22 protein-coding genes and 2 pseudogenes are annotated in these 25,305 nt (G+C 72.6%); 10 read left to right on the forward strand and 14 right to left on the reverse strand.

Features of this window, described 5'->3' with window-relative positions; translation table 11 throughout:
- Window positions 1-39: 39 nt before the first annotated feature.
- The 4 genes from ACWCPF_RS18045 to ACWCPF_RS18060 are packed head-to-tail and all read right to left on the reverse strand — an operon-like array spanning window position 40 to window position 4,021.
- Window positions 40-801, reverse strand: coding sequence for an SDR family NAD(P)-dependent oxidoreductase (locus ACWCPF_RS18045; protein ID WP_451046005.1), 762 nt, complete (start codon window positions 799-801; stop codon window positions 40-42).
- A complete protein-coding gene (gene hisD, locus ACWCPF_RS18050) occupies window positions 798-2,099 on the reverse strand; it encodes a histidinol dehydrogenase (RefSeq protein WP_451046006.1) in 1,302 nt (433 codons plus the stop codon). The genes ACWCPF_RS18045 and hisD overlap by 4 nt, the downstream gene beginning before the upstream one ends.
- 24 nt (window positions 2,100-2,123) lie before the next feature.
- The gene (locus tag ACWCPF_RS18055; RefSeq protein WP_451046007.1) at window positions 2,124-3,056 is read right to left on the reverse strand and encodes a VOC family protein; all 933 of its coding nucleotides are present in this window, start codon (window positions 3,054-3,056) and stop codon (window positions 2,124-2,126) included.
- Window positions 3,053-4,021: a fumarylacetoacetate hydrolase family protein gene (locus ACWCPF_RS18060; RefSeq protein ID WP_451046008.1), complete on the reverse strand. Its 969-nt coding sequence runs from the start codon at window positions 4,019-4,021 to the stop codon at window positions 3,053-3,055. The genes ACWCPF_RS18055 and ACWCPF_RS18060 overlap by 4 nt, the downstream gene beginning before the upstream one ends.
- Before the next feature lie 254 nt (window positions 4,022-4,275).
- Here ACWCPF_RS18060 and ACWCPF_RS18065 point away from each other — a divergent pair, with 254 nt between their 5' ends.
- From ACWCPF_RS18065 to ACWCPF_RS18100, 8 genes are all read left to right on the forward strand, one after another.
- Complete coding sequence (locus tag ACWCPF_RS18065) at window positions 4,276-4,572, forward strand: antibiotic biosynthesis monooxygenase family protein (protein WP_451046009.1); 297 nt, start codon at window positions 4,276-4,278, stop codon at window positions 4,570-4,572.
- 94 nt (window positions 4,573-4,666) lie between these two features.
- Window positions 4,667-5,791, forward strand: coding sequence for an FAD-dependent monooxygenase (locus ACWCPF_RS18070; RefSeq protein ID WP_451046010.1), 1,125 nt, complete (start codon window positions 4,667-4,669; stop codon window positions 5,789-5,791).
- 44 nt (window positions 5,792-5,835) lie between these two features.
- Window positions 5,836-6,825, forward strand: a complete 990-nt coding sequence (locus ACWCPF_RS18075; protein ID WP_451046011.1) for an amidohydrolase family protein — start codon at window positions 5,836-5,838, stop codon at window positions 6,823-6,825.
- Window positions 6,822-7,790: a cyclase family protein gene (locus ACWCPF_RS18080; RefSeq protein ID WP_451046012.1), complete on the forward strand. Its 969-nt coding sequence runs from the start codon at window positions 6,822-6,824 to the stop codon at window positions 7,788-7,790. Before ACWCPF_RS18075 ends, ACWCPF_RS18080 begins: the two co-directional genes overlap by 4 nt.
- 8 nt (window positions 7,791-7,798) lie before the next feature.
- A complete protein-coding gene (locus ACWCPF_RS18085) occupies window positions 7,799-9,163 on the forward strand; it encodes an FAD-binding oxidoreductase (protein ID WP_451046013.1) in 1,365 nt (454 codons plus the stop codon).
- A gap of 3 nt (window positions 9,164-9,166) precedes the next feature.
- Complete coding sequence (locus ACWCPF_RS18090; RefSeq protein WP_451046014.1) at window positions 9,167-10,123, forward strand: fumarylacetoacetate hydrolase family protein; 957 nt, start codon at window positions 9,167-9,169, stop codon at window positions 10,121-10,123.
- A 148-nt stretch (window positions 10,124-10,271) separates the two neighbouring features.
- Window positions 10,272-11,246 (forward strand): LysR family transcriptional regulator, encoded by a 975-nt coding sequence (locus ACWCPF_RS18095; protein WP_451046015.1) that lies wholly within the window; start codon window positions 10,272-10,274, stop codon window positions 11,244-11,246.
- A gap of 40 nt (window positions 11,247-11,286) precedes the next feature.
- The gene (locus ACWCPF_RS18100) at window positions 11,287-12,111 is read left to right on the forward strand and encodes an SDR family NAD(P)-dependent oxidoreductase (protein WP_451046016.1); all 825 of its coding nucleotides are present in this window, start codon (window positions 11,287-11,289) and stop codon (window positions 12,109-12,111) included.
- On the opposite strand, the gene ACWCPF_RS18105 is transcribed toward ACWCPF_RS18100, so the two are convergent.
- The 5 genes and pseudogenes from ACWCPF_RS18105 to ACWCPF_RS18125 all read right to left on the reverse strand — a co-directional run bounded on the left by ACWCPF_RS18105 (window position 12,101) and on the right by ACWCPF_RS18125 (window position 15,848).
- On the reverse strand, window positions 12,101-12,991 hold the full coding sequence (locus tag ACWCPF_RS18105; protein WP_451046017.1) for a hypothetical protein: 891 nt from the start codon (window positions 12,989-12,991) through the stop codon (window positions 12,101-12,103). The two genes, ACWCPF_RS18100 and ACWCPF_RS18105, sit on opposite strands and share 11 nt — an antisense overlap.
- 139 nt (window positions 12,992-13,130) lie before the next feature.
- Window positions 13,131-13,673, reverse strand: coding sequence for a hypothetical protein (locus tag ACWCPF_RS18110; RefSeq protein ID WP_451046018.1), 543 nt, complete (start codon window positions 13,671-13,673; stop codon window positions 13,131-13,133).
- 76 nt (window positions 13,674-13,749) lie between these two features.
- Window positions 13,750-14,649, reverse strand: a pseudogene (locus ACWCPF_RS18115) (MFS transporter); the annotation flags it as partial.
- Complete coding sequence (locus ACWCPF_RS18120) at window positions 14,646-15,071, reverse strand: VOC family protein (protein ID WP_451046019.1); 426 nt, start codon at window positions 15,069-15,071, stop codon at window positions 14,646-14,648. The gene ACWCPF_RS18120 and the pseudogene ACWCPF_RS18115, both read right to left, overlap by 4 nt.
- Window positions 15,072-15,077: 6 nt before the next feature.
- Window positions 15,078-15,848 (reverse strand): SDR family NAD(P)-dependent oxidoreductase, encoded by a 771-nt coding sequence (locus ACWCPF_RS18125; RefSeq protein ID WP_451046020.1) that lies wholly within the window; start codon window positions 15,846-15,848, stop codon window positions 15,078-15,080.
- A gap of 455 nt (window positions 15,849-16,303) precedes the next feature.
- On the opposite strand from ACWCPF_RS18125, the gene rho reads away from it, so the two are divergent.
- Together rho and ACWCPF_RS18135 are read left to right on the forward strand one after the other, a co-directional pair.
- Complete coding sequence (gene rho / locus ACWCPF_RS18130) at window positions 16,304-17,446, forward strand: transcription termination factor Rho (RefSeq protein ID WP_451046021.1); 1,143 nt, start codon at window positions 16,304-16,306, stop codon at window positions 17,444-17,446.
- A 475-nt stretch (window positions 17,447-17,921) separates the two neighbouring features.
- A pseudogene (locus tag ACWCPF_RS18135) lies at window positions 17,922-18,815 on the forward strand (D-alanyl-D-alanine carboxypeptidase family protein); the annotation flags it as partial.
- Window positions 18,816-18,850: 35 nt separating this feature from the next.
- Here ACWCPF_RS18135 and ACWCPF_RS18140 read toward each other — a convergent pair.
- The 5 genes from ACWCPF_RS18140 to ACWCPF_RS18160 form a co-directional block, all read right to left on the reverse strand.
- Window positions 18,851-20,272, reverse strand: a complete 1,422-nt coding sequence (locus tag ACWCPF_RS18140) for a glycosyltransferase 87 family protein (RefSeq protein ID WP_451046228.1) — start codon at window positions 20,270-20,272, stop codon at window positions 18,851-18,853.
- A 20-nt stretch (window positions 20,273-20,292) separates the two neighbouring features.
- Window positions 20,293-21,699: a polyprenol phosphomannose-dependent alpha 1,6 mannosyltransferase MptB gene (gene mptB / locus ACWCPF_RS18145; RefSeq protein ID WP_451046022.1), complete on the reverse strand. Its 1,407-nt coding sequence runs from the start codon at window positions 21,697-21,699 to the stop codon at window positions 20,293-20,295.
- A gap of 105 nt (window positions 21,700-21,804) precedes the next feature.
- On the reverse strand, window positions 21,805-22,743 hold the full coding sequence (locus ACWCPF_RS18150; protein WP_451046023.1) for a glutaminase: 939 nt from the start codon (window positions 22,741-22,743) through the stop codon (window positions 21,805-21,807).
- 36 nt (window positions 22,744-22,779) lie between these two features.
- Entirely contained in the window at window positions 22,780-24,183 is a 1,404-nt protein-coding gene (aspA, locus tag ACWCPF_RS18155) for an aspartate ammonia-lyase (protein WP_451046024.1), read from the reverse strand.
- An 86-nt stretch (window positions 24,184-24,269) separates the two neighbouring features.
- On the reverse strand, window positions 24,270-25,286 hold the full coding sequence (locus ACWCPF_RS18160) for an asparaginase (protein ID WP_451046025.1): 1,017 nt from the start codon (window positions 25,284-25,286) through the stop codon (window positions 24,270-24,272).
- Window positions 25,287-25,305 lie beyond the last annotated feature (19 nt).

Consider the following 25,305-nt stretch of genomic DNA (forward strand, 5'->3'; position numbering starts at 1 on the left):
GCGGAACGACGGCGCAGCGTGGCACTTCCAGCGGAGCGCTCACGCCGGCGCGACCATCCCCGCCGACAGGTCGATGTCGGCTCCGCACAGGCCCGGCATGGCCAGCATCGCCACCAGCGCTCGCGCGACCTCGTGTTCCTCCACCAGTCGGCCGAGCGCGGCGCGGGAGGCGAAGTCGTGTTCGGCCTCCGCCACGGTGCAGCCGGTGAGTTCGGCCGTGAGCCGGAAGTTGCGGTCCATCCGCGGGCCCCTGACCGGGCCCGGGGAAAGGGAGTTGACCGCGACGCCCAGCGGTCCGACCTCGCCGGCCAGGGTCCGGGTCAGGCCGAGCAGCGCCATCTTGGAGGCGGTGTACGGGGTGCGGTGGAGCAGGGGCCGTTTCCCGCTGACCGAGGCGACGTTGACGACGTCGCCGCGGCCCGCCGCGATCATCGACGGCAGGAAGGCCCGGCACATCAGGTACACCCCGCGGACGTTGGCGGCGAACACGGCGTCCCACTCGTCGGGTTCGACGTCGGTGAGCGGCTTCACCGGGCCCGCGACGCCCGCGTTGTTGACGAGCAACGACACGTCCTCGTCGGCGAGTTCGACGGCCAGTGCGGCCACGGAGGCGGGGTCGGAGACGTCGCAGACCGCCGTGCGCGCCGCGTCGCCGACCCGGGCCGCCGTCTCGGCGAGGGCCTGTTCGTTGCGGCCGACGAGGACGACCCGGGCCCCAAAGTCCGCCAGGGCCAGCGCGAACGCCCGCCCCAGCGGCCCTCCCCCGCCCGTGACGAGGGCGGTGCGCCCGCGCAGGCTCACTCGGTGTTCCAGGGCAGCTCGTCGCCGGCCGCCTTCGCGGCCCGTACGTCGCCGGAGCGTGCGTGGCCCTCGAACAGCTCCACCCGGGAGGCCCGTCCGCACAGCCGGCCGAGCAGGGCCTGGGAGCCGGGGTCGGTCACCTCCTGGTAGGTGACGGTCTTGAGGTACTTCCCGACCCACAGGCCGCCGGTGTAGCGGGCGGCGCCCCGGGTGGGCAGCACATGGTTGGTGCCGATGACCTTGTCGCCGAAGGAGACGCAGGTGCCCTCGCCGAGGAACAGGGCGCCGTACTGGGTCATCCGCTCCAGCGCGAGCCGCGGCTCGGCCGTCAGCACCTCCACATGCTCGAAGGCGAACGCGTCGGCGAGTTCGTACAGTTCGTCGAGGGTGTCGACGACATGCACCTGGCCGTGGTCGCGCCAGGCGGGCTCGGCGAAGTCCCGGGTGGGCATGCCGGGCAGCAGCCGTTCGACTTCGGCGATGGTCTTCTCGGCGACCTCGCGGCAGGTGCTGATGAGCACGGCCGGCGAGTCGGGGCCGTGCTCGGCCTGGGAGAGCAGGTCGACGGCGCAGACGAACGGGTCGGCGTGCTCGTCGGCCAGGACGAGGATCTCGGTCGGCCCGGCGAACAGGTCGATGCCGATCTCGCCGAACAACTGCCGCTTCGCCTCGGCCACATAGGCGTTGCCGGGCCCGGCGATCAGGTTCACGGGCCGCATGGCGTCCGTGCCGACGGCCATCGCGGCGACCGCCTGCACCCCGCCGAGCAGCCAGATCTCGTCCGCGCCCGCGAGATGCATGGCGGCGACGGTCGCGGCCGGGATCTCGCCGTGGATGGGCGGGGTGCAGGCCACCACCCGCGGCACGCCCGCCACCTTGGCGGTGACGACGGTCATATGGGCGGAGGCGGTGAGCGGGTAGCGGCCGCCGGGGATGTAGGCGCCGGCGGCCTGCACGGGGAGGTGCCGCTGCCCGAGCCGCACGCCCGGCAGGGTCTCCACCTCGAACTCCCGCAGGGAGTCCAGCTGATGGCGGGCGAAGGCGCGGACCTGTCCCTGGACGAACCGGATGTCGTCGATGACCTGCGCGGGCACCGACGCGACGATCTTCTCCACCTCCTCGGCGGAGAGCCTGAAGGAGTCCGGGCTCCAGGCGTCGAACTTCTCGGAGTACGCGCGCACGGCCGCGTCGCCGCGTTCGCGGACGTCCGCGACGACCGCGGCGACGGTCGCGCGGACCTGGTCGAGGGAGGCGGCCACTTCGGCCCGGGGAACGGCGTGCTTCGGGATCTCTGCCACAACGGCGGCCTTTCTGCGGGAGGTTCAGACGGGCGGGGCGGTGAAGAGCACGTCCGGGTCGTTGAACTGCTCCTTGGCGACCGACTCGCTCATCGGGTCGGCGGTGCCCCACTGGTCCTGGGTGACCGGGTCGTCGACGTCATGGCGGCCCGGATGCCACAGGTCCTCTTCCAGGACGGCGAGTTCGGTCGTGTACTCGACGGTGTTGCCGTGCGGGTCGTGGAAGTAGGAGAAGGTGTTGTCGCCGGCGAGATGGCGGCCGGGACCCCAGGTGAGCCGGGTCCCGGCGCGCAGCGCCCGGCCGGTGCCGCGCAGGTACTCCTCGACGCCCCGCATCTCGAACGAGGCGTGGTGCAGGGAGACATGGGGGCCGCGCGCGATGGCGAAGGAGTGGTGCAGCGGGCTGCACCGCAGGAAGTACATGAGGTCGCCCATGTGCGTGGAGTAGAGGGTGTCGGTGAGCCGGAAGCCGAGGTGCTCGACGTAGAAGTCCCGCAGCCCCTCGGGGTCCCGGGAGTTGACCACGCAGTGGGAGAGCCGGACCGGGATCGCCTCGCGCTCCTCGATCCTGCGGTGGACGCGGGTGACGACGTCGGCGGAGACCTCGACGACCCGCCCGTCGGGGTCGAAGAAGCGCAGGCCGTAGCCGCCGCCGGGGGTGTCCAGCACCCTGGGTTCGCCGATCAGCCGGACGCCGGCCCGGCCGAGGCGGACCGCGAGTTCGTCGACGGCCGCCGCCGACACCGCCCCGAAGGCCACCAGGTCCATGCGCTTGCGCTCGTCCTGGCGGATCCGCACGACGTACTGCTCGGGGCTGCCTTCGGCAGCGAAGAAGGCGAGTCCGGCGTCGTTCGCGACCTCGGTGAGGCCCCAGGTGTCGCGGTAGAAGGCGCGTTGCCGGGCGAAGTCCGGTACGGCCAGGTCGACATGGCGGAGATGGGTGATGAGGGTGGTCACGGTGCGCTCCTGACTGTGTTGCGCTGCCGGCCCAGGCCGGTGATCTCCGCCTCCAGCACGTCCCCGGGTTTCAGGAACACGCCCCAGTGCGCGCCGTTGCCCGCCGGGGAGCCGGTCAACAGCAGGTCGCCGGGGTGCAGGGTGGTGGTCGTCGAGACATAGGCGAGGAGCCGGGGGATGCCGAAGATCATGTCCTTGGTCGACTCGTCCTGGCGTACGACTCCGTTGTGGCGCAGGGTGATCCGCAGGTCGTCCGGGTCGCCGACGAAGGCGGCGGGCACCAGGAAGGGGCCGGTGGGCAGGAAGGTGTCGGCGTTCTTGGCGGTGAACCAGTCCGTGCCGATGGCCTTCAGGTCGGGCCGGTAGAGGCGGTCGCGGGTGGTGAGGTCGTTGCAGACGGTGTAGGCGGCGACATGGTCGTAGGCGTCCTCGGCCGCGATGTTCCGGCCCGACTTCCCTATGACGAGGGCGAGTTCGAGCTCCCAGTCGTGCTGCTCGCCGAGCGCGGGGAGCACGATGTCGTCGTAGGGCCCGCACATCGCGCGCGGTGAGCCGAGGAAGACGTACGGGACGCCGCCGCGGATCCGTTCGTCCATCATCTGCTCGGCGTCGGCGCGGGCCGCCTCCGGGGTGACGCCGTGGACGCTCTCCTTCTCGGCGGCGACCAGGTCGACCACGTGCTTGCGGTAGTTGGCGCCGCTCTGCAGGATCTGCCCCGGTTCGATCGGGGCGAGGACCCGCAGGTCGGCCAGGTCGTGCCAGGCGCCCTGCGCGGATCCGGCCAGGTCGTGGAGCCGGGGCAGCCAGGCGTCCCACTCCTCGACCAGGGCGCGGACGGACGCCACCAGGTCGGACAGGTCGCGCACGCGCGTCCCGGTGACCAGGCCCGGGAAGACCGCGGAGTCGGCCCGGAACGTGCCGAGGGCGAAGGGCCCGGCGTGGGTGGGAAGGGAATCGTCTGGCACGGGCGGCTCTCCTCGTACGGTCCGATCGGATTCCCCCTGACGCTAGGAGCTGCGCGACCGGTCGGGAAATGGCCGTTGGCGATGCCTGCCATCACCGGCGCGCCCGCCTCTCGGCCCGCCCGTCCGCCCGGGGCTCCATCGCCGTGCGGGATGGATGACGTGCCCCTTGGCGATGCCTGGATCCGTTGACCGCGGCACGGCCGCCGACCAGGCTCGGAGCACCCCCGTCCCGAGCCGAGTCATCGGAGTCCGCCGTGGTCGTCGAGCATGCCCAACTCACCGTCGAGGCCGGCCGGGAGGAGGAGTTCCAGGAGGTGTTCGACACGGCGCGGGAGGTGCTCGCGGAGGCCGACGGCTTCCGGTGGGCGCGGCTGCTGCGCTGCGTCGAACGGCCGCAGGGGTTTCTGCTGCTGGTCGGCTGGGAGTCCGTGGAGGCGCACACGGTGGGCTTCCGGGAGTCCAAGCGGTTCGGGCGCTGGCGGGCGCTGGTCGGGCCGTTCTTCGCCGCGCCGCCGGCCGTCGAGCACTACGACGCGCCCGTGCCGCGCTGAACCCGACGGCTCAACCCGACGGCTGCACCCGACGGCTGCACCCGACGGTTGAACCCGACCCCCGCATCTGTTCCTACGTCCGCAAGGATCGCCCATGCCCGTACAGAAGGTGCTCGTCGTCGGCGGCGGCATCACCGGAAGCGTGCTGTCCGTCGCGCTCGCCCAGCGCGGCGCCGACGTCGAGCTCGTCGAGATCTCCCCCCAGTGGTTCGGCGTGGGCCACGGCATCACCCTCCAGGGCAACGCGCTCAAGGCGCTGCGGACCGTCGGCGTCCTGGACCGGGTTCTGGAGCGGGCCGTGCCGTTCGACGTGCTACGACTGCTGCGCGCCGACGGAACGCTGATGGCGGAGCTGCCCACTCCGCACACCGGGGGGCCGGACCTGCCCTCGACCGCGGGTGCGCTGCGGTCGTATCTGCAGGGCGCGCTGTGTGACGCCGTGCACGCGCACGACGTCACCGTGCGGCTCGGTCTCAGCGTGGACCGCCTCGATCAGCGCGCCGACCGGGTGGACGTCACCTTCACCGACGGCACGACCGGCCGCTACGACCTGATGGTCGGCGCCGACGGGATCCACTCCCGGATGCGCGAGCTGATCGGCATCGGCGCCAAGCCGTCCCCGGTCGGCATGTCGATCTTCCGGGTGATCGCGCGACGGCCGCCGGAGATGGTGTGCCACGAGGTGTACTACGGCGGTCCGCGCTTCAAGGCCGGCTACAGCCCGATCTCCGCCGACCGCTGCTACGCCTACCTCCTGGACGAGAATCTGGACGCCTCCCTGATCGGCCCGCGGGCCCCGCTGGCGCTGCTGCGGGAGCGCGGCGCCGGGTACGGCGGCCTGTGGGGAGAGATCATCGCCGCGCTGCCGGACGACACGGCGGTCGACTACCGCTGGGTCGAGACGGTGCTGGTCGACGAGCCCTGGCACCGGGGCCGGGCGATGGTGATCGGCGACGCCGCGCACGCCTGTCCGCCGCTCATCGCGCAGGGCGCTGCCATGTGCATGGAGGACGCGGTGCTGCTGGCCGAACTGGTCACCGGGGACGGGCCGCTCGAACAGGCCCTGGACCGGTTCATGGCCCGGCGGCTGCCGCGGGTGCGGATGGTGCTGGAGAACTCGCTGCGGCTGGCCGACTGGGAGATCCACCCCGACACGCCCGGCGCGGATCCGGCCCGGATCATGTCGGAGACGCTGCACTCCCTGACGGCGGCGGCGTGAACGGGGGCCGTGTGAAAGGCGGTTGTCCGGACGCGTCTCCCGTCGTGGACTTCCACGGTCACCTCGCCGTCCCGGCCGCCGACGCGATCGTCGCGGGGACCCCCGGCTTCGCCGCCGAGCTGGCCGCCGAACAGCGTGCCCATTCGCCCGCCTCGCTGGCCGTCAACCGCGCCCAACTGGAGCGGCTGCGCGTCAGGTTGACGGACGTCTCGGCGCGGCTGGCCGACCTGGACGCGATGGGCGTCGACGCGCAGGTGGTCGGTCCGATGCCGATGCACCACTACTGGACGGGCCGGGCGACGGCCGCCCGGCTGGCCCGCACCGTCAACGAGGCCGTCGCCGCGCACTGCGCCCTGGCTCCGCGGCGGCTGTACGGGCTCGGCACGATACCGCTCCAGCACCCCGACCTGGCCGTGACCGTGCTGGAGGCGGCGGTCGGCGAGCACGGGCTGCACGGCGTCAGCGTCTCCACGACCGTGAACGGCAGGGAGCTCGCGAACCGGGCGCACGACCCGGTGTGGCGGGCGGCCGAGGAGCTGGGGGCGGTGGTGTTCGTCCATCCGTGGGGCTGCTCGCTGGGCGACCGGCTCGCCACGCACTACCTGGGCAACACGGTCGGCCAGCCGGTGGAGACGGCGGTGGCCCTCTCGCATCTGATCTTCACCGGGGTCCTCGACCGGTTCCCGGGGCTGAAGCTGGTGGCCGCGCACGGGGGCGGCTATCTGCCGACGTACATCGGGCGCTCGGACCACGCCTGGCGGGTCCGGGCGGACGCCCGCGGCTGCGCGGAGCCGCCGAGCGCGTATCTGCGGCGCATGTGGTTCGACTCGCTCGTCTACACCCCGCGCGCCCTGCGACAGCTGGTGGCGGAGGTGGGCGCGGACCGGGTCGTGCTCGGCACCGACCATCCCTTCGACATGGGCGTCGACGACCCGCTGGCCCGGCTGGACTCGGCCGACCTCGACCCGGCCGACCGGGCGGCCGTCGCCGGCGGCAACGCAACCGACCTGCTGCTCGAAGGAGATGCGCGATGACCCTCGGTCCCATCGAGGAGGAGCTGGCCAAGGCCCGTTCCGCGTACCGCAACTGGGGTCGCTGGGGCGAGGACGACGTGCTCGGCACGCTGAACTTCCTCGACGACGCGATCCGGGCCCACGCGGCGGGGCTGGTGCGCCGGGGGCGTTCCTTCTCGCTCGCCCTGGAGTTCAACGAGGCGGGCCCGCAGCGCGGGTTCCGCGGCCGGATCAACCCCGTGCACTACATGAAGGACACCGGTTCCGACGCGGCCGCGGGCACCCAGGGCTTCCCGCACGGGTTCGGCGGCGCGGACGACCATGTGGTGATGCCCCTCCAGGCGTCCACGCAGTGGGACGGGCTGGGCCATATCTTCGACAACAAGCAGGCATGGAACGGCCGTTCCTGCACCATCGTGAACGGCGACGGGGACTCGGTCACCGGCATCGAGCACATGGCGGACGCGTTCACCGGCCGTGGGGTCCTGCTGGACGTGGGCCGTGTCCTCGGCGACGAGCACGGCGAACTCCCCGACGGCTTCGCCGTCCTGGAGGAGCATCTGCGCGCGACGATCGAGGCGCAGGGCGCCACCTCCACCGTGCGCCGCGGCGACCTGGTGCTGGTGCGCACCGGCCAGCTCGGCCGGGTGCGGCGGCTCGGCTCCTGGGGGGCCTACGCGGCGGGGGACGCGCCCGGGCTGTCCTTCACCACCCTGGGCTGGCTGCACCGCACGGAGATCGCGGCGATCGCCGCCGACACCTGGGGTCTGGAGGTACGGCCGTACGAATTCGCCGAGCCGGCGATGTCCCCGCTGCACCAGATCGCCATTCCCAACATGGGCCTGCCGCTGGGCGAGATGTGGGATCTGGAGGCGCTCGCCGAGGACTGCGCGGCGGACGGCGTCCATGAGTTCCTGCTGGTCGCGGCCCCGCTGCCGGTCACCGGCGCGGTGGGCGCGCCCGTCAACCCGATCGCGATGAAGTGAGGGCGCCCGTGAACAGGTTCTCCGGCACCCTGCGTCTCGCCGGCGACGAGGGCTTCGAGGAGGCGTGCCTCGGGCGGGTGTTCAACGCGCGCCGCCCGTCGGACCGGCTGCCCGCCGCCGTGCTGGAGGCGCGGACGGAGGACGACGTCGTCGAGGGCGTCCGGCTCGCCCGGGAGCGCGGCTGGCAGGTCGCCGTCCGCTCGGGCGGGCACAGCTGGGCCGCCTGGTCGGTGCGCGCGGACGCGCTGCTGATCGACCTCGGGGGCTTCCGCGAGCTGGCCTACGATCCGCGGACCGAGGTCGTCTCCGCCACCCCCAGCGTCAAGGGCGGCGACGAACTGAACCCGTATCTCGGCGAGTTCGGGCGCTTCTTCAACGGCGGGCACTGTCCCTCCGTGGGCATCGGCGGCTTTCTGCTGCAGGGCGGGCAGGGCTGGAACGCGCGCGGCTGGGGCTGGGCGGCGGAGAACATCGTCGCGATCGACGTCGTGACCGCCGAGGGCGAGCTGGTGCGCGCGGACGAGGAGCGCAACAGCGATCTGTTCTGGGCGGCGCGCGGGGCGGGCCCCGGCTTCTTCGGCGTCGTCACCCGCTTCCATCTGCGCACCCGCCCGCTGCCGCGGCATCTCGCGCACACGGTCCACGCCTACCCGGTGGAGTTGTTCGACGAGGTGATGACCTGGCTGCACGGCATGCACCACACGGTGTCGGACCTGGTGGAGATCGTCGCGCTGACGCAGACCCCGCCCGGGGCGGCCGCGCCCGTGCTGCTGGTGACGGGCGTGTCGATGACCGACACCCCCGCCCAGGCCGCCGAGGCTTTGGCCCCGCTGCACGCCAACCCGTACGCGGAGCGGGCACTGTTCCGGGTCGAGGCCCAACCGACCACGCTCGCGGAGCAGTTGGCGAATCAGCGCACCGCCAACCCGGAGGGCCACCGGTATCTGGTCGACAACGCCTGGCTGAGCGGCCCGGCGGAGCGGGTGGTCCCGGCGATCCGCGAGGCGTTCACCGGACATCCGACGCCGGGGACCTTCACCATCTGGTTCTCCATGGCTCCGCTGCGGCAGCTCCCGGACATGGCCTTCTCGTTGCAGTCGGAGATCTACTGCGCCACCTACGTCGTCCATGAGGACCCGGCCCGGGACAAGGAGCTGCGGGCCTGGCTGGACTCGGCGATGGCGGCCATGCAGCCGGTGACCGCCGGCCAGTATCTCGGCGACTCCGACTTCACCGTGCGGCAGTTGAGGTTCATGGGGGACGCGCAGTGGCGGCGGCTGCAGGAGATACGGGCCGTCCGGGACCCCGGGGGCCTGTTCGCGGGCCACCTCAGCGCCGGGGCCGTCACCAACACCAACCACTGGGAGAGTTGAGCGATGCGGTTCGCGACATACGAGTACGAGGGCGTGGAGCGCGCCGGCGCGGTGCGGGACGGCGTCGTCCATCCGCTGCCCGAGGGCGACACCGTCCTGGCACTGCTCGAACAGGGCGCCCTGCTGGAGGCGGGAGCCGAAGCCCTGGAGCGACACGGTGAGTTGACGGTGGATCAGGTGCGGCTGCTGCCTCCGCTGAAGCCGCCGTCGATCCGGGACTTCGTCGGGTTCGAGGCGCATATCGAGGGCGTGGCGAAGTCGCTCGACGGCCTGGAGCACGTGCCGCAGGAGTGGTACCGGGCGCCCAACTTCTACTTCACCAACCCGCACGCGGGCCATGGCGCCCACGACGACGTGGCGGTGCCGGCCGGTTGCTCGGTGCTGGACTTCGAGCTGGAGGTCGGGGCGGTCGTCGGACGCGCCGGGCGCGATCTCACGCCGGAGCAGGCGCGCGAGACGATCGTCGGCTATCTGGTCTTCAACGACTGGTCGGCCCGGGACCTGCAGAAACCGGAGAAGAACCTGGGGCTCGGCTTCTCCAAGGGCAAGGACTTCGCCAACACGCTGGGTCCGTTCCTGGTCACCGCGGACGAGGTGGCGGACCGGCGCGACCCGGACGGTTTCCTGGACCTGGAGATGACGGTCCGCCTCAACGGGAAGCTGATCGGCCGGGACACCCTGGCCAACGTCTCCTGGACCTTCGAGGAGATGGTCGCCTACGCCTCCCGGGACGCGTGGGTGCGCCCCGGCGACGTCCTCGGCTCGGGCACCTGCGGGTGGGGCGCGCTGGCCGAGCACTGGGGGCGGCTCGGGGAGCGCACGCCGGCGCCGCTCACGCCCGGCGACGAGGTGGAGCTGACCGTGGAGCGGCTGGGCACGCTGCGCAACCGGGTCGTGGCGGGCCGTGCGGACGCGTATCTCCCGCGCGCCCGCAAGCGCGGCCGGACGCCTCGGCCGTAAACGGTGTGACCTGCGGGTATCCCTGGCTTCGATGGCTGCTATCGGATCGCTGTGAGTTGTGTCCCGCGGTCTTCCTCGGCGCGCCGCCGGTGGTTACGCTCCGGTCCACCGAGCTTCAAGGACGCGGCGCGGCCGGAAGGGGACAGACATGGGTCTCGGAGCGATCGACCTGAATCTTCTGGTGGCGCTGGAAGCTCTTCTGGAGGAGCGGAACGTCACCCATGCCGGGGTGCGGCTGTCCACCAGCCAGTCCGCGATGAGCGGCTCGCTGGCCCGGCTGCGCCGCCATTTCAACGACGAGCTGCTGATCCGGATGGGCCGCGAGTACGAGCTGACGCCGCTCGCGGAGCGGCTTCTGCCGGTCGTGCAGGCCTCGCTGTACAAGGCCGAGGAGGCGCTGTCGCTGACCCGGCACTTCGACCCGTCGCGCAGCAGGCAGCGGTTCTCCGTGGTCATGTCCGACTATGTGATGACGGTGATGGTGGAGCCGCTGCTGCGGGTCATCGCGCAGGAGGCGCCCGGCGTGCGGATCGACGTGCACCCGATCGTCGACGGTCAGCTGGAGACGGAGACGCACCTGCGCTGCCACGACCTGATGGTGGTGCCGCTCGGCTACCAGCTGCCCGGTGTGAGCGAGGCCGTGATGCACGACCGGTTCGTGTGCATCGTCGACCCCGACAACCAGCGGCTGGTCGACGGGCGGCTGACGCTGGCCGACCTGGCGGAGATGCCGCACGCGGCGTCCGCGATCGGCAAGAGCCTCACGCCCACCGACCGTCAGCTGGAGACGCTCGGCATCGTGCCGAAGGTGCAGGTCAGCACGCCGGGGTTCAGCGTCCTGCCGTTCCTGGTGGCCGGCACGGACCTGGTGGCCCTGGTGCCCGAGCGGCTGGCGCTGCGCTACGAGGGCTTCGCGCGCTGTGCCGTGGTTCCGACGCCGTTCCCGGACGTGCCGCTGGTGGAGGCCATGTACTGGCACCACAACCGGCACGCGGACCCGGCGCACAGCTGGCTGCGGGAGACCGTGCGCAGGGTGGGCGCGTCGCTGGACGAGCCGGTGATCGCCGCCGCGGATGCCAGCCATGGCGAACACGCGTTGGTGGAGCTGACCGCGGCTCCCTAGCGTGGACGGGCAGCAGTCCCGCGTCCCACATGGAGGAGCCGTGAGCCGTACGCGTCTGACGGGCCGTACCGTCGTCGTCACCGGAGCAGCGCAGGGCCAGGGAGCCGCGGAGGCGACGGCGGCCGCCCGCGAGGGCGCGACGGTGATCGCGACCGACGTCCTGGACGAGCCCGGCGAGAAGCTGGCGGCGGCCCTGCGCGCGGACGGCCTGGAGGTGCGCTATCGGCGGCTGGACGTGTCGTCGCCGGACGACTGGGCCGCGCTCGCGGACGAGCTGGAGATCGTGCACGGCCTGGTCAACAATGCCGGCATCGCGGTGCGGGCCCGGCTCGGGCAGGTCGAACTCGCCGACTGGGAGCGGGCGTTCGCGGTGAACACGACCGGTGCGCTGCTGGGCATCCAGGCGCTCGCTCCGCTGATGCCGCCCGGCTCCGCCATCGTCAACGTCGGCTCGGTGGCCGCCCTGACGGCTCATCACGCGGTCGCGTACACGGCCAGCAAGTGGGCGTTGCGGGGCCTGTCGAAGGTGGCCGCGCTGGAGCTCGCGCCGCGGGGGATCCGCACGAACCTGGTGCATCCCGGGTACATCGAGACGCCGCTGATGGCGTCCGCGAACCCGGTGTTCGTCGAGGCGCATCTGGCGATGACGCCCCAGGGGCGCGCAGGTTCGGTCGACGAGGTGGCGCCGCTCGTGGTCTATCTGCTGTCGGACGAGGCGTCGTACGTCAACGGCGCGGAGATCACCGTCGACGGCGGGTACACGGCGCACGGCGGGGTGAAGGCGATCACGAACGCGCTGGACGCGCCGGTGGCCGACCGCGGGTCGGCCACCGCGCACGAGCCGGGAGCGGACGTCAGTCGCTGAGGGAGTCCAGGGTGGCCCTGGTGTCCGTCTTCAGACAGTCGATGACTTCGTCGAGCTCCGGCGGGTCCTTGTCGTCGTCGTACGAGGTCAGGTAGGCGCTGTAGCCCATGGTGTACGTGACCCAGCCGTCGCGGACCGCGAGCGTGGCGTAGCGGGAGCCGCTGGTGGTGCCGCTGGTGGTGTCCTCGCTGACGATGTAGGCCTCGTCGCCGATGCCGGTGACCTCCTCCACGTCGTAACCCGTGTGGCTGTCGCCGTAGTTCTTCCAGGTGGCCGTGAACTCCGGCCCGGGGTCGGTCTTCTTGTGCAGGTCCAGCTGGATGGAGAGGTACGCGTCCGAGTAGCTGGACCCGGTCTTCTTCAGGCCGATGCTGCAGTACGCCTGGTCGAGGGCGGTGTCCTCGACGTTGTTGTGCGTCGGGGTGCCGTACTCCTCCGGGTACTCGTCCTGGAACGACGAGTAGTCGGCGGAGTTGCAGAGGTTGGACGGGGCCGAGTAGCCGCGCAGGTCCGGGTCGTTCGCGGCGCTGACCAGGAAGACGCCGGCCGCCCAGGCGGCCGACGCCACGAGCGCGCCGACGGCGGCCCACAGGACCGCTTTTCCGACGCCGCCGCCCCCGGTGGGCGGCGGGCCGACGACGGGGTACTGGCCGGGCTGGGCGTAGGGATTGCCGGGCTGGGGTTGGGCGGGCTGCCCGACCAGGGTCGGCTGGGCGTAGACGCTCTGCTGACCGGCTTGGGTCGCGGGCGCCGCCGGCGGGAAACCCAACGGCCCGCCGGGGGCCGGCGATTGCGGATTCGGATAGGGGTACGCGCTCGGCTGGGCCGGCGCCCCGGACGGCTGCTCCGGCTGCTGCGGAGGCTGAGGCGGCGTGGACATGACGTGAAGATAGTGCAGTAATAGCTGTCAAGTACCCTGCCGTCACGGATCGTTACCCTCTGGGGACATCTGTGGCAAACCTGAAAGAGGCCGGGACTTTCGCCCGGCCTCTTCCCTGTGTCTGCGCCGCACGCAGGGGTCAGACGGAGGCCGCCTGCGCGGGCGCCGTCACCGTGGCGCGCACGGTGCTCTTGCGGACCAGCAGCAGGGTGACCAGCGCGCCCAGCAGCGAGGCGCAGCCGCAGATCACCACGCCGACGGCCATGCCGTGACCGAGGGCGGTCCGGGCGGCCGCGCGGGCGCTGTCGCTGCCGGCGTTGACGACCGCGAGGGGTCCCGCGGCCGCCTCCATCCCGGCGTCGGCGCCGCTCAGCTTGCCCACCAGCGCGGCGGACGCGGCGCTCATGGCGACGGTGCTGATGACGGCGGGGCCGAGACCCTGGCCGAACTCGCGCACCAGGCTGGTCGCGCCGCTGGCCATGCCGGTCATGTTGAGCGGTACGGCGTTCACGGCGGCGGAGGTGAGCGAGGAGACCACGCAGATGAAGCCGACGCCCAGCAGCAGCACCGGGCCGATGAAGGCGGCGAGGGAGGTGGTGGTGATGGGCAGGGCGGCGATCCAGAACTGGCCGGCGGCCATCGGCAGCAGACCGCCCATGTAGGAGCCAGCGGGGTTCGACACGGGTGAGCATCCGGCTCAGGACGGGCGCGAGGAGCAGCGGGACCAGTTGGAGGATCACGAACGGCATCCCGGCCCGCAGCGCGCTGAGGTGCATGACGGCGCCGAGGCGGATGGAGACGCAGTAGGCGGTGCCGATGAAGCCGAACATGCCGGCCAGCGCGACCACGGCGGCGGCCGCGAACGACGGGATCTTCAGCAGGTCGAGGTTGAACATCGGCGAGGCGGCCCGCTGCTCCACGACGACGAACGCGACGAGCGACACCGCGGCCAGGGTGAGGGAGCCGACGATGGCCGGGCTGCTCCAGCCCCGCTCGCCGCCCTCGATGATGCCCCAGAGCAGGGCGGTGAGGCCGACGGCGACGGTGATCTGGCCGGGCCAGTCCAGGGCGCGGCCCTCGGGCGCCTTGGAGTCGGTGACCATGAAGTGGCTGGTGACGGCGACGACCAGGCCGAGGATCACCGGGGGCACGAACGCCCACCGGAAGTCGGCGACCGTGGCGAGCACCCCGGAGGACAGCGGGCCCGCGGCCGAGGCGAGGGAAATGCTGAGCGCCCAGGTGGAGACGGCCTTGGCCCGGTCCTTCTCGTCGGGGGTGGCGGCCGCGATCACCGCGAGGGAGCTGGGGAAGAGCGCGGCCGCGCCGATGCCCGCGAGGGCCTGGCCGACCCACAGCATGGTGATGCTCTGCGCGGTGGCGTTGAGGAGTTCGCCGAGCGCCAGCACGAGCCCGCCGAGCACCAGCAGGCGTTTGCGGCCGAAGAGATCGCCGACCACGCCGAAATTCAGCTCGAGAATGGCGGTGGGCAGAATGAAGGCGGAGGTGACCCAGGCGACCTGGGAACCGGAGGCCCCGAATGCCGCCTGTATTTCTCCGTTGATGGGCGAGGGGACGGTAATACACAGCTGCGCGGCGGCAACGGCCAGACAGCAGGCGATGAGTGTTCCCCTGTCGAGTCTTTTCAGCACGCTCGTCATTCCGTACTCCGTCGCTCTAGTCGCTCTATGAGTTCGATGAGATTTCCCTCTGGGTCGGTGACCCAGGCCATGCGCACACCGGGTTCGGGGGACGGTCCGGGCGCCAGGGCCTCGCCCGCTCCGTGGGCCAGCAGGGCCGCGTGGACGGGGTCGAGTTCGGGGGTGGTGACCGCGAAGTGCCCATAGCCTTCGGTGAGGGCCGCGGTCAGCGGATCCGGGGCCCGCAGGCCCGGCGCGGAGCCGGGGCGGGCCAGCAGTTCGATGCGCCAGCCGTACGGGTGTTCCAGGACGACGCCGGCGAGGCCGGGCCCGTCGAGCCGGAACTCGAAGACGGTCCTCAGCCCGAACGCGGCCTTGTACCAGGTGGTCTGGGCGTCCAGATCGCGCACGTTGACGCCCACGTGGTCGAGTCGGGTGGCCACCTGCGTTCAGCCCGCCATCGCGCTGTCGCCGCCGTCCACCATGAGGTTGGCGCCGTTGACGAAGGCGGCCTCGTCGCTGCAGAGGAAGGCGGCGACCCGGGCGATGTCCTCCGGTTCGGCGATCCGGCCGACCGGGATCCGGGCCTCCAGCTGCGCCCTCGGCCCCTCGGGGTCGTCGAGGAAGGGCGCGGTGGCCGAGGTGCGGGTCATGCCGGGGGCGATGGTGTTGACCCGGATGCGGTGCGGGGCGCCGGCCGCGCACAGGTGCTTGCTCATGGCCAGCACCCCGCCCTTCGCGGCGCCGTGCGGCACCATCGGCAGGAACGGCGCGCCGCGCACGGCGGCCACCGACGCGACGTTGAGCACGGCCCCGCCGCCGCGCGCGATCAGGTGCGGCCAGGCGGCGCGGGTGCAGAAGTAGGGGATGTCGAGTTCGTTGCGGAGCGTGAAGTACCAGTCCTCGACGGGCTGGGTGTCGAACGGGCCGTTCCGCAGCGCCGAGGCGTTGTTGTAGAGGATGTCGATTCCGCCGTAGGCCGCTGTGCCGGCCTCGATCCACTCCTTGGCGCCCGCTTCCGTGGACAGATCGACGGGGGCGTGGGAGCGCATGACTCCCCCGGCCTTCGCGACGAGTTCGACGGTTTCCGCGTCACCGTCGGCGTCGATGTCGCAGCCGAATACACTGGCCCCTTCCGCAGCGAATACCAGTGCCGCCGCACGTCCTATTCCGGCTCCCGTGCCGCTGATGAAGGCGATTTTCCCCGCCAGTCGACCCATGATTGCCCAAGTCCCTTGTTCATGCCGCCCAAGTGCGGTGGTGGCAGCGTAGGGAGGGCCTTTCGCCGGAACAAGAAATGCGTCGCTCCGGGGGCATCGGGGGTTCGTATGGCTGGTATGCGGCGGCGACAGGCCGGCGTCCGGGAACAAGCGGCGGCCCGGTCGTGTTGAACCGGGTGAGACCGACCGGAGTGCCGATGGTGTGCTACAGTGCCGTCAGCACTTGTGTACGCCCTTTCAGGGCCCCGGTGCCAGTTCATTCTCCTTCCGCCGTGTCACCCGCCGTCTCCGGCCGGTGCAGCGGCTTTCCCGCAACAGCTCGACCTCCGGTTCGTTTCCGCCGTGGCCGAGGTGCTGTTTCCGCCGCCCGAGGCGCGCCGTGCGCCCTCCCTTCGCGGCTGCTCTCCCCCTCTTCGCATGCCTCATGCCTTCCGTCCGTGAAAGGACCGGCCACCATGACCACCACTCTCGAACACCCCCATGTACAGCAGCAGCCTCCGGCCCGGGTCGCCGCCGGTGTCCTCGACATCGACGCGAGCGGGAAGGGGCACCTGCGCTCCGCGGACTGCCTGCCCACGCCCGCCGACCTCCAGGTCCCGGCCGCGCTGATCCGCCGTCACGGCCTGCGCAGGGGCGACGTCGTGGAAGGGGTGCGCGGTACCCAGCGCGCCCTGACCGAGGTCGCCCGCGTCAACGGCCGTACGCCCGAAGCCCTGCGGGGCCGCCGGGACTTCCGTGATCTGACGCCGGTGCACCCGCACGAACGGCTGCGGCTCGAACACCCGGCGGCCGGACTGACCGGTCGGGTCACCGACCTGATCTCCCCCGTCGGCAAGGGCCAGCGCGGGCTGATCGTCGCCCCGCCCAAGACCGGCAAGACCGTGCTGCTCCAGCAGATCGCCGCCGCCGTCGCCGGCAACCACCCCGAGGCACGGCTGATGGTCGTGCTGCTCGACGAGCGACCCGAGGAGGTCACCGACATGCGGCGCTCGGTGCGCGGCGAGGTGTACGCCTCGACGTTCGACCAGGCGCCCAAGCAGCACATCGCCCTCGCCGAGCTCGTCATCGAGCGGGCCAAGCGGCTCGTCGAGGCCGGGGAGGACGTCGTGATCCTCCTCGATTCGCTGACCCGGCTGTGCCGGGCCCACAACAACGCGGCCGCCGCCGGGGGCCGCACCCTGAGCGGCGGGGTCGACGCGACCGCGCTGGTCGGCCCGAAGCGGTTCTTCGGCGCGGCGCGCGCGGCCGAGGAGGGCGGCTCGCTCACCGTGCTGGCCACCGCGCTGGTCGAAACGGGCTCCCGCGCCGACGGCTTCTACTTCGAGGAGCTGAAGGGCACCGGCAACATGGAGCTGCGCCTCGACCGCGAAGTGGCCTCCCGCCGGGTCTTCCCGGCCGTCGACATCAACGGCTCCGGCACCCGCCGCGAGGAACTCCTGCTCTCCCCCGGCGAGTTGACGACCGTGCGCGGGCTGCGCCGGGCGCTGCAGACCCGGGACGGCCAGGCCAACCTGGAGACGCTGCTGCAGCGGCTGCGCGAGACGCCGGACAACGCGACGTTCCTGCGGCGCATCCAGCCGACGCTGCCCTCCGCGTAGGCGCTCCGCTGGAGGTGCCGCGATGTGCCGTCTCGTTGCGCTGCGGCGCCGTTGTGGCTGGGCACGCAGTTCCCCGCGCCCCTTCAGGGCACTGCCGAGGGCCCGGTGTCCGACGGTTTGGCGCTCCGCCGGAAGTGCCGCGATGGGCCGTCGTTGCGCTGCGGCGCCGTGGTGGCTGGGCGCGCAGTTCCCCGCGCCCCTTCAGGGCACTGCCGCGGGCCCGGTGTCCGGCGGATCGGCGCACCGCCGGAAGTGCCGCGATGCGCCGTTCCGGTGCGGCGGCGTCGTGGCTGGGCGCGCAGTTCCCCGCGGGCCCGGTGTCCGGCGGATCGGCGCACCGCCGGAAGTGCGGCGATGGGCCGTCTCGTTTCGCGGCGGAGCCGCAGATGTCAGCGCTGCGGCATCCGGGTGCTCGGGGGTGGCCGTCCGGCACGGGCAGCGGGGGGAACGGGCGGTTCATTCCTACGTTGATCGTATGACGATCGGATTCTCTTCCCGGGTCGCTGTGACGGCCTGCGCGTTCTGTGTGGCGGGCGTTCTCGCCCTCGGTCCGGCCGCTGCCGTGGCGCCGGGCGGAACCGGCGGAACCGGCGGGCCGGGGACCGCGCAGCCACGGGTGACCGTGCCGCGGCCGGCCCTGCTGTACCGCTCCGGCACCCTGGTCCGGTCCCACCGGGACGCCCCCGAGGTCCCCGACGTCTCCGCGCTGTCCTGGCTGGTGGCCGACGCGCACACCGGCGAGGTGCTCGCCGCGTCGAACGCGCATCGCAGACTGCCCCCGGCCAGCACGCTCAAGACCCTCTTCGCCCTCACGGTGCTGCCGGTCCTGCCCGCCGGGATCCGGCACACGGTGAGCGAGGAGGAGCTGATGGGCATCGGCCCCGGCAGCAGCCTCGTCGGGGTCGCCGAGGGCCGCACGTACGAGGTGGCCGACCTGTGGCGCGGGGTGTTCCTCAACTCCGGCAACGACGCCGTCCACGTCCTGGCCGCGCTCAGCGGCGGCTGGGACGACACGGCCGCCCGGATGCAGGACAAGGCCCGGTCCCTGGGCGCTCTCGACACCCATGTGCGGTCGCCGGACGGCTACGACACCCCGGGCCAGGTGTCGTCGGCCTACGACCTCGCGGTGTTCGGGCGGGCCGGACTGCGCAACGCGGACTTCGCGCGGTACTGCGCCACCGTGGACTCCTGGTTCCCGGGCGACGGGCGCGGGTCGTACGAGATCACGAACACCAACCGGCTGCTGACCGGGGCGGACGGCGTCGAGCCGTATCCGGGGCTGATCGGGATCAAGAACGGCTACACCAGCCACGCCGGCAACACCCTGGTCGCCGCCGCCCGCCAGGACGGACGCACCCTCGTGGTGACGGTGATGAACCCTCAGGCGGGCGGCGGCCACGCCGTCTACGAGGAGGCGCGCGAGCTGCTGGACTGGGGGTTCGAGGCCGCCGGGCGGGTCGATCCGGTGGGCTCGCTGGACGCCCTGCGGGCCCGCCCGCGCCCCGCACCCCAGCCGGGACCGGAGACAGGCGCGGAACCGGGCGCGGAACCTGGCGCGCAGCCGGGCGCTGGCTCCGCGCCGGCGCCCGCCAAGGCCGCCGCGGTCGCTGCCGGCGCCGCACCCGGCTGGTCGGACGCGGCGCTCGTCGTGGGCGCCGCCGCGCTGGGCGGGGCCGCCGTGGCGCTGCTGCTGCGGCTCGTGGTGCGCCGGCCCTCGGGCAGCTGACCGACCGGCAGCCACACCAGCAGGCCCAGCGTGATCCAGGTGTAGACGTTGCTGCCGAGGAAGCCGCCGACGCCCGACGAGTCGTCGAACCACAGCCACACCACGCTGGTGCACAGCGTCGCGTACAGGGCGCCCGCGACCCGTGGGCGCCCCGCGCGGATCAGCACGCCGAAGGCCGGCAGCAGCCAGACCAGATGGTGCACCCAGGTGACCGGGCTGACCAGGCAGGCGGTGAGGCCGGTGAGTGCGAAGGCGGTGAGCCACTCCCCCGCGGCCACCGCCCGCCGGGCCCGCCACGCCCACCAGCCCAGCACGACCAGGACCAGAACCGCCCAGACGGCCCGGCTCTCGACGCCCAACCGGGCCAGGACGCCCTGCAGCGACTGGTTCGAGACATAGTCGAGCCGGCCCACCCGGGAGGTGTCCCACATGGCCTGCGTCCAGTAGAAGCGGGAGGCGTCCGGGGCGACCACGGCCGCGAGCCCGGTGGCGGCGCCCGCCACGGCCGTGGCCAGGGCGGCGGCTCGCCGGCGTCGGGCGACCAGCAGCAGGCCGATGAAGAGGGCGGGCGTGAGCTTGACCGCCGCCGCCAGGCCGATGCCGATCCCGGCCCAGCGGGTCCGGCCGGTCGCCAGCAGCCAGGCGTCGGTCAGCACCAGGGCCAGCAGCAGCACGTTGACCTGGCCGAAGCTGAAGGTGTCGCGCAGCGGTTCGAACAGCGCGAGCGCGCAGCCGGCGAGGCCGGCGCCGTACCAGCCGTAGCGCCGCCAGTGCGGCCCGACCACCACCCGTACGACGACGGCCAGCGCCGCCAGGTTGAGCAGCAGGGCGGTCACGATCGCGGTGCGCAGGCCGACGAGCGCCATGGGCAGCATGACGACGGCCGCGAACGGAGGGTAGGTGAAGCCGTACTGCGTGCCCGGCACCCGGTAGTCGTAGACGCGGCCGCCGTCGTGCGTCCAGCTGTTGACGGTGCCGTAGTAGACGCGCAGATCGAACCAGTCCCGGAGCAGGGGCACGGTCGCGGTGAAGAGGGCGACGGCGGCGGCCAGCGTGAGCACCAGGAACAGCCGGCCGCGATCGGTGCGGGGCGCCCGCACACCCTTCAGGTCCAGGGATCTCATGCCGGGCGTCCCAGCGCGGTCGGCGCCTGTGCGGCGAGGCGGGCCTGCCACAGGACGACCACGGCGAGGGCGCCGCCGGACACGGCCAGCAGCAGCCGGCCGCCGTCCACCGGGCCCCCGTCGGGCAGCACGGCCAGGGCGAGGACGCCCGCCACGGCCGCCATCCGGTGCCGTATCAAGGTGTCGGGGGCCGCCGCGGCTATCAGGAACAGGCCCCACAGCGCATACCAGGGGCGGATCGCCGGACCGAACGCCGCCACCGTGGCGAGGCTCAGACCGAGCGCGTACACCGGGCGGGGGCGCAGCCGCCACCAGATGGCGACCAGGGCGACGGCCGTGACCACCAGCCCCAGGATGTGCCAGGCGGGGACGGCCAGCGGCGCCAGATCGCTGCCGAGCTCCTCCAGGAGGGCGCGGGTGGCGCGGCCGAGCAGGCTGGTCAGCGCCCAGTTGTGCGCGGAGACCGGGGTGTCCAGGGCCGCTATCCAGCCGTATCCCGTGCCCGCGACGGCGGTCGCGGCGACCGTGGTCACGGCGGCCGCGCCCCCGGTCGTCAGCAGGGCGGGCGCCGGCCGACGGCCCGCGCGCAGTTGCAGCACCACGATCGCGACGAGGCCCAGCGCGGCCGGCGCCTTGACCAGGGCCGCGAGGGTGACCAGCACGGCCCCCAGCAGCGGACGGCGGCCGAGCGCCGCGACCAGGCCGACGCCGAGCAGCCCCAGCATGATCGCGTCGTTGTGGGCGCCGGCCACCAGGTGCAGCAGCACCAGCGGATTGAGGACGCCGAGCCACAGCGCGGCGCCCGGGTCGGCCCCGCTGTGCCGGGCCAGCCGGGGCAGCGCCGCGGTCATCAGCGCCACCCCGAACAGCGCGACGCACCGCATGCCGACGAGCCCGGCGGAGAGCGCACCCCGGGTCAGCGCGGACAGACCGGCGGCCAGGGCGAGGAAGACCGGGCCGTAGGGGGCTCCGGTGTGCTGCCACAGGGGAGCGACCTCGGCGGCGAGCGGACCGCCGAGCATGGCCGGGCCGTGCGCGTACACGTCGAGGTGCGCGTCGACCATGGCGCCCTGGGCCAGATAGCTGTACACGTCCCGGCTGAACAACGGCGGCGCGATCAGCAGCGGCGCGGCCCAGACGACGAGGACCAGGACGAGGGCGCGCGGGCTGGGCGGATCCAGGCTGCGCACCAGCCGGCCCAGGAGGATCCAGGCGGCGGTCAGCAGCACCAGCCCGAAGTACACGCCGACCAGGCCGAGCACGGCATGCACCGAGGACGGGGCCAGGAGCTCACGGGCCGGCAGCGCACCGGCCGTCTCGCCGCCGAGCGCGAGAGTGGCCGTGCCGGCCAGGCCCAGTACCTGGCAGCGACGGAGATCGAGGGGAAACGCCTTGGCCGACACTCCGACAGGGTGTCAACGCAGTGTGGCCGGGGAGCGACGTCCCGGCCTCCGGGCGGCAGCCTGTGTGTGACCGCCGCGTGAGCGCCCGGCCGCGGGCCCGCGGGCTCAGAACACCGAGAGGCCGGTGAGCGTGGTGAACCGCTCCAGCGCGGCCACTCCCGCCACCGAGTTGCCGCGCTCGTCGAGCCCCGGGCTCCAGACGCACAGCGTGCAGCGGCCCGGTACGACGGCGACGATGCCGCCGCCGACACCGCTCTTGCCGGGCAGCCCGACCCGGTAGGCGAACTCGCCGGCCGCGTCGTAGGTGCCGCAGGTCAGCATCACCGCGTTGACCTGCTTGGCCTGGCTGCGGGTGAGCAGCCGGCTGCCGTCGGCGCGGATGCCGTGCCGGGCGAGGAAGCCGGTGGCCAGGGCGAGGTCGGCGCAGGAGGCGGTGAGGGAGCACTGCCGGAAGTACTGGTCGAGAAGGACCGGCACGTCGTTGTCGATGTTGCCGTAGGACGCCATGAAATGGGCGAGGGCGGCGTTCCGGTCGCCGTGCCTCGATTCGGAGGCGGCGACCTCCGCGTCGAAGTCCAGCGCGGGGTTGCCGCTCTCGGCGCGCAGGAAGGCGAGGAGTTCGCCGGCCGCGTCCCCGGTACGGGTCTGGAGGCGGTCGGTGACGACGAGCGCGCCCGCGTTGATGAACGGGTTGCGCGGGATGCCGGCCTCGTACTCCAGCTGGACCAGCGAGTTGAAGGGGTTGCCGGAGGGCTCGCGGCCCACGTGCTCCCAGAGGGCGTCGCCCTCGCGGGCCAGATCGAGGGCGAGGGTGAACACCTTGGTGAGGGACTGCGTGGAGAACGGCTCCCGCCAGTCCCCCACGCCGTACACCGTGCCGTCCAGCTCCGCGACGGCCATGCCGAACCGCCGCGGGTCGCAGGCGGCGAGCGCCGGGATGTAGTCGGCGGGGCGGCCGCGGCCCGGGGTGCGCTCCATCTCCTCGGCGATGCGTTCCAGGACCGGCTGGAAGGCGAGGGACGACGTCGTTGCCATGATCGCCATTGTGCCTCCGGGCCGGTCCTGGTGCGCGGCCGCGGCTCAGGCGATACCGGATCCGCTGCCCGCGAGCACCTCGGGACGCAGCAGGTCGGCGAGTCGATCGGCGGGCAACAGGCCCTTCTCCAGGACGAGTTCGGCCACGCCGCGGCCGGTGGCGAGGGCCTCCTTGGCGATGTCGGTGGCCGCCGTGTACCCGATGTGCGGGTTGAGGGCGGTGACCAGGCCGATGGAGTTCTCGACGCTGGCGCGCAGCGCCTCGGTGTTGGCGGTGATGCCGTCCACACAGCGCTCGGCGAGGGTGAGGCAGGCGGCGCGCAGATGGGTGAGGGACTCGGAGAGGGAGTGCAGGATGATCGGCTCGAAGGCGTTGAGCTGGAGCTGTCCGGCCTCGGCGGCCATGGTGATGGTGACGTCATTGCCGATCACCTCGAAGGCGACCTGGTTGACGACCTCGGGGATCACCGGGTTGACCTTGCCGGGCATGATGGACGAACCGGCCTGCACGGGCGGCAGGTTGATCTCGCCGAGGCCGGCCCGCGGACCGGAGGACAGCAGCCGCAGGTCGTTGCAGCTCTTGCTGAGCTTGACGGCGACGCGCTTGAGCACGCCGGACATCTGGACGAACGCCCCGCAGTCCTGGGTGGCCTCGACGAGGTTGGCAGCGGTGACGAGCGGCAACCCGGTGATCTCGGCGAGGTGGCGGCGGGCCGACTCGGCGTATCCGGCGGGCGCGTTGAGCGCGGTCCCGATCGCCGTGGCGCCGAGGTTGATCTCATGGATCAACTGGACGGCCTCGTCGAGACGGTGGCGGTCCTCGTCGATCATGACGGCGTAGGCGGAGAACTCCTGACCGAGCGTCATGGGGACCGCGTCCTGCAACTGCGTGCGGCCCATCTTGAGCACATGGCGGAACTCGACGGCCTTACGGGCGAACGCGTCCTGGAGGACGGCCATCGCCTTGAGCAGCCCGCGCACCGCGAAGACGGTCGCGATCTTGACGGCGGTCGGATAGACGTCGTTCGTCGACTGCCCGAGGTTGACGTCCTCGTTGGGGTGCAGGTACGCGTACTGCCCCTTCTCGTGCCCCAGCAGTTCGAGGGCCCGGTTGGCGACGACCTCGTTGGCGTTCATGTTGGTCGAGGTGCCGGCGCCGCCCTGGATGACATCCACGACGAACTGGTCGTGCAGCTTGCCGTCCCGGATCTCCCGGCAGGCGGCGACGATGGCGGCCGCCTTGTCCGGCGCGAGCAGCCCGAGCTCCTCGTTGGCCAGGGCGGCGGCCTCCTTGACGGCGGCGAGGGCGTCGATGAGGTGCGGGTAGGCGGAGATCGGCGTACCGGTGATGGGAAAGTTCTCGGTGGCACGCAGGGTGTGAACACCCCAGTACGCGTCCACGGGAACGTCCCGATCACCCAGCAGATCATGTTCGCTGCGAACAGTCATGGGTCCTGTTTCAAGAGAGTGAGGAGCGCCCCGTAAGGGGCGCGGGGAACTGCGCGACCAGCCACAACGGACCCGCAGCCAAAGCACTACGCGCAGGTCGGCACAGTGACCGGGTCCAGGGCGCGGACCGGGCGGACGGCGCCGACCGGCCGGCCCCCGCCAAGAAGCACCTCACCCGCGAACTCGGCGAGCAGCCCCGGCTCGACGCCGGCCCGGGCGAGCGCGGCCGCGGTGACCGGAACCCGCGCCCGGTTCGCGCCGTCGGAGATCTTGACGGCGACGGCACGCCCGTCGGGCAGGGCGGCGACCTCGACGCCCTCGAAGCCGTCCTTGGCGAGCAGTCCGGGGACGGCCCGCATCAGGGCGGCGACGTCCCGGCCGGCGCCGGAGGCCATCTCGGCGTGGTCGCGCATGGCGTCCGCGACCCGGGCCTCGGGGGTGCCCGGGGCCGCCGTGGTGATGCGGGCGGCGGAGCGGGCGAGGCCGTGCAGGGAGACGGAGAAGAGGGGGGCGCCGCACCCGTCGACGGTGACCCGGGCGATCCGCTGTCCGGTGAGGTCCTCGACGATCTCGGCGATCGCCTGCTGGAGCGGGTGCTCCGGGTCGAGGTAGTCGTCCAGGGACCAGCCGTTGAGTTTGCAGGTGTACAGCATCGCCGCGTGCTTGCCGGAGCAGTTCTGGGCGAGCCGGGAGGGCGCGCGGCCGTCCCGGATCCACGCGTCGCGGACCGCGGGCCCGTACGGCAGGTCCGTGACGTTGCGCAGGTCGTCCTCGGTGACGCCGGCCAGCTCCAGGATCCGGCGGGTCCCGGCGAGATGCCGTTCCTCGCCGGAGTGGCTGGCGGCGGCGAGCGAGAGCAGCTCGCCGTCGAGCGGCAGCCCGGCCCGGACCATGGCGACGGCCTGGACGGGCTTGAGCGCCGAGCGCGGGTAGCAGGCGGCCTCGATGTCGCCGAGCTGGAACTCGACCGCGCCGTCGGCGCCGAGGACGACGACGGAGCCGTAGTGGACGCCCTCGGTCACCCCGCCGCGGACGAGGTGGGCGACGGGTGCGTGCAGGGGTTCGCGGATCGCGGGGGCGTCGGCGAGGGAACTGCTGTACATCACTGCCTGGATCGTTCGA

The sequence above is a fragment of the Streptomyces sp. NPDC001858 genome (genome assembly GCF_053594615.1).

What these genes read in the sequence shown, in the direction of transcription:
- ACWCPF_RS18070 (WP_451046010.1), top strand. Translation starts at nt 4,667, where the DNA reads ATGCCCGTACAGAAGGTGCTCGTCGTCGGCGGCGGCATCACCGGAAGC.
- ACWCPF_RS18080 (WP_451046012.1), top strand. Translation starts at nt 6,822, where the DNA reads ATGACCCTCGGTCCCATCGAGGAGGAGCTGGCCAAGGCCCGTTCCGCG.
- ACWCPF_RS18090 (WP_451046014.1), top strand. Translation starts at nt 9,167, where the DNA reads ATGCGGTTCGCGACATACGAGTACGAGGGCGTGGAGCGCGCCGGCGCG.
- ACWCPF_RS18095 (WP_451046015.1), top strand. Translation starts at nt 10,272, where the DNA reads ATGGGTCTCGGAGCGATCGACCTGAATCTTCTGGTGGCGCTGGAAGCT.
- ACWCPF_RS18105 (WP_451046017.1), bottom strand. Translation starts at nt 12,991, where the DNA reads ATGTCCACGCCGCCTCAGCCTCCGCAGCAGCCGGAGCAGCCGTCCGGG.
- ACWCPF_RS18125 (WP_451046020.1), bottom strand. Translation starts at nt 15,848, where the DNA reads ATGGGTCGACTGGCGGGGAAAATCGCCTTCATCAGCGGCACGGGAGCC.
- rho (WP_451046021.1), top strand. Translation starts at nt 16,304, where the DNA reads ATGACCACCACTCTCGAACACCCCCATGTACAGCAGCAGCCTCCGGCC.
- ACWCPF_RS18150 (WP_451046023.1), bottom strand. Translation starts at nt 22,743, where the DNA reads ATGGCGATCATGGCAACGACGTCGTCCCTCGCCTTCCAGCCGGTCCTG.
- aspA (WP_451046024.1), bottom strand. Translation starts at nt 24,183, where the DNA reads ATGACTGTTCGCAGCGAACATGATCTGCTGGGTGATCGGGACGTTCCC.
- ACWCPF_RS18160 (WP_451046025.1), bottom strand. Translation starts at nt 25,286, where the DNA reads ATGTACAGCAGTTCCCTCGCCGACGCCCCCGCGATCCGCGAACCCCTG.